The organism is Paenisporosarcina sp. P4_D4 (assembly GCF_056401835.1).
In genome coordinates, this window is record NZ_JBFUIO010000119.1 from 1 (window position 1) to 5,799 (window position 5,799).

At 38.0% G+C, this 5,799-nt stretch carries 4 protein-coding genes; all 4 read right to left on the reverse strand.

Translation table 11 applies throughout. From position 1 onward, the window contains the following. The coding region (locus AC1DSL_RS15250) for a hypothetical protein (protein WP_477532828.1) at window positions 1-266 on the reverse strand (266 nt) is incomplete at its 3' end. A gap of 137 nt (window positions 267-403) precedes the next feature. Beyond that, a complete protein-coding gene (locus tag AC1DSL_RS15255) occupies window positions 404-1,075 on the reverse strand; it encodes a TerC family protein (RefSeq protein ID WP_016427886.1) in 672 nt (223 codons plus the stop codon). Window positions 1,076-1,309: 234 nt separating this feature from the next. Then, window positions 1,310-2,395 carry an SDR family oxidoreductase gene (locus AC1DSL_RS15260; RefSeq protein ID WP_477532829.1) on the reverse strand — a complete coding sequence of 362 codons (1,086 nt, stop codon included), beginning with the start codon at window positions 2,393-2,395 and terminating at the stop codon, window positions 1,310-1,312. An 87-nt stretch (window positions 2,396-2,482) separates the two neighbouring features. Beyond that, window positions 2,483-5,551 (reverse strand): efflux RND transporter permease subunit, encoded by a 3,069-nt coding sequence (locus tag AC1DSL_RS15265; protein ID WP_477532830.1) that lies wholly within the window; start codon window positions 5,549-5,551, stop codon window positions 2,483-2,485. Window positions 5,552-5,799 lie beyond the last annotated feature (248 nt).

Consider the following 5,799-nt stretch of genomic DNA (forward strand, 5'->3'; position numbering starts at 1 on the left):
GTTGGGTTATTTATTTTTTCAATGTTCAGGGAAAGTGCAAAAATATTATTTGCAAGGTAACCCAAAGGAATATTTGAGGAAATCGTTTGCAAATCTTCAACTGAAGTCGTTTGTTCTTTCAAATTGTTCAATGCCTCTTGTAAATTTACTGTTTCAAAATTGGATGAATCTACTTTTTCGGTGTCATTGGCAAAGGCCGGAAAAGAAGTTGAAGCTACTAATCCTGTTGCTAGCAATGCTGCACTGATTTTTTGGAATTTTTTCAATGTGTGCCACCCCTTGTAAAATGCGTACGCTTTCACGTCATCAAACTATTCGATGCCATATCTAATTTTTTAGGGGGTACAAAAAAAGCTGCGTAAAATCTTTTCGATTTTACGCAGCTTACTGTTAAATTCTGAAATTATTGCTTACGATTTTTGTATCGTCCGGCCATTACTACTCCAACCGTCACCAATGCAATCATAATCCAGCCTACGTACGGGTTAGCATCAAAGAAATCGTGTAAGAACGGTTCATGTGTAATCATTCTTGCTGCCGTGAATGCCAAAACAGCAGATCCGATATAAATGATAATTGGGTATTTATCTATCAGTTTCACGAAGAGCGTACTTCCCCAGACCATAATTGGAATACTGATAATCAAACCAATTACAACTAATAAAAAGCTATGGTTTGAAGCATTTGCTGCACCAGCAACTGCTAATACATTGTCTAACCCCATAATTGTATCTGCAACGATTATTGTACCGATAGCTGACATTAAGGTCTTAGATGCTTTATGATCACCAGCATCCCCATCTTCAACTAACAATTTATAAGCTATCCAGATTAAAATAAGCCCCCCCACAAGTTGCAAGCCAGGAATTTTCAAAATCCATACAATGGCAAGTGTCGCAAGAACTCGAATCACTACAGCTCCAGCTGTTCCCCACATGATGGCTTTTCTTCGGTGATGAATGGGCAAGTTTTTCGCAGACATCCCAATAACGATGGCATTGTCTCCTGCTAAAACTAAGTCAATCATAATGATTGATAGTAGAGCTACTAAAAATTCAACTGTAAAAATATCCATAACGATCTCCTTTAATAAATATTTTTGAAAACAAAAAGACCCCTGCCTTATAAAAAGGCAAAGGTCTTGCTAAGCACATTATGTAAATGGCTATCATAACCGATGGTGTATACCATGTAATGACGACTATGAAATAGGTTTCCCTATAGCTACTCCCCTTTGACAACAGTCAAAAGTATATTAAGTTTTCATGTACAATAATTATAACATATTGAACGGAGTTGTAAACTAACACTACTTTATCTGAATATGATAAGACTGTTCTTTTTTATGAAGCTGATAAAAAGCAATCATACTTGGCAGGGATTCGATAAAATCCGCACATCGAATTCCACTGTCCTTCAAGATACCTTTCGCAACTGTCGTATCGAACTGAGCGTTCCATGTCAAATAGTCCAATGTTTCTTTTTCAACACCCAAGCTTTTTCTCAGTACTTTCAATTGCATACCCATTTTTGCAAGCGCCAGAGGTATTCGTCCTTTTGGCCATTTTCCGGTTACATGCCAAACCATCTGTCGGTATACTTCTTCCACTGGGTGAGGTTTTGGATCCGTTAAATGAATGGTCTTACCTATAGCACCTACATCCTCACTGCAATATACCACTGCTTTAATAACAAAATCGATTGGTACAACATTTATCAATGATTGAGACTTGCCGATGTAAGGGATCACTGGAAGCTTCCTTAGGTTATCAATCATATTGATGAAGAAATAGGGACCGTCGAATTTTATTGTTTCCCCTGAAATGGAATGTCCCCGTACGATGCCTGGACGGATAATCGTTGTCGGGACTAAAGACTTCATTTTTTCAACCAGAACTTCCGCTTCAAATTTCGTTTCTTCATAATAATTTTTAAACGCCTTAGGACGAATCAATTCATCTTCACGTAGTAGACCTTCTCTGCTCCCTGCTACATATGCCGTACTGAAATATATATACCTCGTTAAGTTCGGTAACGTTTTTACAAAATCATTTACGTGATACGTACCGTGGACATTTACTTTCCACGCGGTATCTCTAGCAACAGCCAAGTCATAGATTGCAGCTAAATGCCACACCGTGTTTACTTCTCTACAAAGTGTTTCAAGTTCCTCGGTAGCAATATCCAAACCTGGATATGTGATATCCCCTTCTACTAATTTAATCATTACATTAGGAGAATCTTTCATAATTTCCTGGGAAATTTCTTTAGCGAGTTTCATTTGAGTAGATAAGACCAATGTGTATATCGTCTCTACTTTGTTTTGGGATATCAACTCTTGTATAATCTGCCGTGCAATGAATCCAGGAAATCCAGTAATTAATGGAATTTGCATATATTCTCCTCCGAAACTCTTAATAATTGAATAGTACGAAAATTAACAACAAAAAACAACGTCTATTTATTAATAGACGTTGTCTGTTCAAGATATCGGTTCTTTTGCACTTCGACGTGTTTCACGATCAAATAAACTATAAATTACTGGAATGACATACAGCGTCAGCAATGTCGAACTGATCAGACCACCGATTACGACAATACCCATAGGTTGATTAATCTCAGTTCCTTCACCTATCCCAATCGCTAGTGGCAACAAACCAAGAATCGTGGTTAGCGCGGTCATTAATATCGGTCTCACTCGATCACGTGCTGAGGAAACAATTGAATCATAAGAATTATATCCTTCTTTTTTGCGTTGATTGATAAAATCGACCAGCATAATCCCGTTATTAACTACAATACCTACAAGCACTAATAAGCCAATTACTGCTGTAATACTGACTGGAGTCTGAGTGATAAACAACCCCAGTGCTACTCCGATAATCATCAGTGGGACTGAGAACATGATGACAAATGGATATTTGAACGATTCAAACTGTGCAGCCATAACAATATAGACAAGTACAATTGCAAGAATGACTGCCAACAACATATCATTAATGGCATTCTCGAATAATTCACGGTCACCACCGAACTTAATATCAACCTCTTCTGGCAAGTTTAATTTTTCAATTGCCTCGTCAACTTGATCGGACATTTCACCTAAAGTATAAGACGATTCATATTTTAGCTTAAAGCTGACCGAAGCTGCTTGGTCAATTCGACGAATGGAAACAGGACCTTCGGCAATTTCTATTTCTGCCACTTCCTGCAATTCAATAAATTGACCTGAAGGTGTTCGCAATTTCAGTTTCTTCAATTGCTGAATGCTGCTACGGTATTTTTCATCATATTTTACATATACACCATAAACATCTTCATTTTCTGAAATAATTTGTGTAGCAAAATCGCCTCGCGTCACACTGTTCACCGTTTGGGCAATTTGTGCAGGTGCCAGTCCATATTCGGTTGCTGCATCTTTATTCAAGGACACTTGCACTTCATCTATTTTCTCATCTAAATCATTCGTGATTTCTGTAATTGAATCAAATTCACTTAAAGTGCCTTGAATATCAGAAACGGCTTTTTCTAAACGTTTGTCATCCGTATCTGTTACGGAAAATGATAATGAATTTGGTGTGGAGCCAGCAGCAGTTTGTAAATTAAAACTTACTTCTGCCTCATCCCCTACGTCTTTCAATACTTTTGGTTGTACTTCATCCACAAATTCAAATACAGAACGCTCACGTTTATCTAAAGGAATGAGCTTGATATATACTTCCGCTCTATTCGATTCTGAAGTTCCTCGAGATTGGCCTTGTTGTGTTCCGCCAACGAGACTCACATATACCTCCACATCTTTTTCTTTGTTTAATTGATTTTCTATTTTTTTCACTACTGCTTTTGTTGCTTTTACAGAAGATCCATTATCTAACTCGACATTGACACTAACGAATCCTTCATCAGTAGCCGGTAAAAACTCGGTTCCCACTTGGAACATCCCATAAGTTGCAATTATTAGCATGATTGAAGTGATAATCAATACCATTAATCGATGTCCTAGAGCCCATTTAACCGAGCGTTCAAAATTATTATATGATTTTGAACGTCGACGTTTTGCTTCGAAGTCGCCTCTAGGTTTTTTCATCATTCTACTTGCAAGCATCGGAATGACGGTAAGTGCCACTACCAAAGAAGCAATTAAACTAAAGGAAATGGTTAAGGCAAACTCAGTGAAAATTTGGCCAATTAAACCTGTGATAAAGATAACAGGAACGAACACAGCAACAGTTGTTAAAGTTGATGCTATAATTGCCCCTGCCACTTCCTTTGTTCCCTCAGAAGCAGCAGTTTTAGAGTCTTTCCCCATACCGAGATGACGTTCGATGTTTTCGATGACCACTATTGCATTATCTACCAACATCCCAATACCAAGTGCAAGTGCACCCAACGTCATGATATTTAGAGCAAAATCAGCAAAATACATTAGCACGAACGTTACGATGACTGAATACGGAATAGCAATTCCAATGATAATTGGACTCTTTATTCCGCGTAAAAAAACAAAAAGTACAAGCATGGCGAAGAGTCCACCAAATATGAGCGAAGAACCAATGTTTCCGATGGCTAACTTCACATAATCACCTTGGTCAAACAAAATATCCGCTTCTACCCCTTTATACTCATCCTTCTTTAAAAGTTCATCTAAAGATTCTTTTAACGAGGTTGAAACATCTGCTGTATTGGCTCCAGATTCTTGCAGTACTGACATCAAAACCGCGGGTTCATCATTCGCACGAGTTTCAGTTGAGGTTTCTTGTTCTGCCAACTCAACCGTTGCTACGTCTGCAACGGTTATGTTCTTACCGTCCATAGGATTGACAGTCACCACTAAATTCTTTATATCTTCGACATTTGTCAGTGTACTGACAATACGTGTAGTCAGTTGCTTTCCATCTTGTGTTTCGATTGGATCACCAGGAAACGAAACATTATTTGCTTGAATCAACTGCACGATGTCAGATTGCGCTAGTCCTTTAGCTTCAAGCTTTTGTTGATCCAATAAAATTTGTACTTCTTCAACTAACGCCCCTGAAACATTGACACTCGCTACGCCGTCTGTACGTCGCAGTTCTTTTTCCAGTTGTTCTGCGATGATTCGGACGTCTCCCTCATTTTCAGGAGCACGAAGTGATAACTGAATGATAGGAAACTGTGCTGGGTCAAATTTCAAAAAGCGAGGTTTTTGAGAATCGTCAGGTACTGGAGTTTGATCGATACGCTGCATGATATCGTTTTGTATATCATCAATATTGGTTGACCAATCAAATTGCAATACAATAATATTGACGCCTTCTTGCGAAGTAGATTGCAATGTTTTTATCCCCGGTAAAGTTGACAAACTTGATTCAAGTGGCTTTGTCACTTTTTCACTGACTTCTGTCGGGCTCGCCCCTGGATAACTTGTAACTACCACACCAATAGGAGGGTTCAATTCAGGAATTAACGTAACTGGTATTTTGAAGTACGATACTAAACCTAAGATAATAACCAAAAACATAATGACTGTTGTAAAAACGGGACGTTTTATCGAAAAATCGCTGATTTTCATTTCATAATTTCCTCTCCTGCAAAAACTTCTCTCTCTATCATATTCGTTACGCCCACTTACTTCAAACGTGAATCGTGTAAAACTTTATTCGGAAACGTGATTGACAATATTTCTATATTAATTCACTAATAAATGGTGTTAGCTGCGTCCTTAATTATCGGTTGTAAACGATAACATATTTTTTCTATAGTCTCTGTCATGTAATGTTGTTGATTGTAAGGGAATTTGCGATACTCCTGCGGCTAATC

Excerpts from the sequence above, each read along its gene's own strand:
- AC1DSL_RS15265 (WP_477532830.1), bottom strand. The coding sequence starts at position 5,551 with ATGAAAATCAGCGATTTTTCGATAAAACGTCCCGTTTTTACAACAGTC.
- AC1DSL_RS15255 (WP_016427886.1), bottom strand. The coding sequence starts at position 1,075 with ATGGATATTTTTACAGTTGAATTTTTAGTAGCTCTACTATCAATCATT.
- AC1DSL_RS15260 (WP_477532829.1), bottom strand. The coding sequence starts at position 2,395 with ATGCAAATTCCATTAATTACTGGATTTCCTGGATTCATTGCACGGCAG.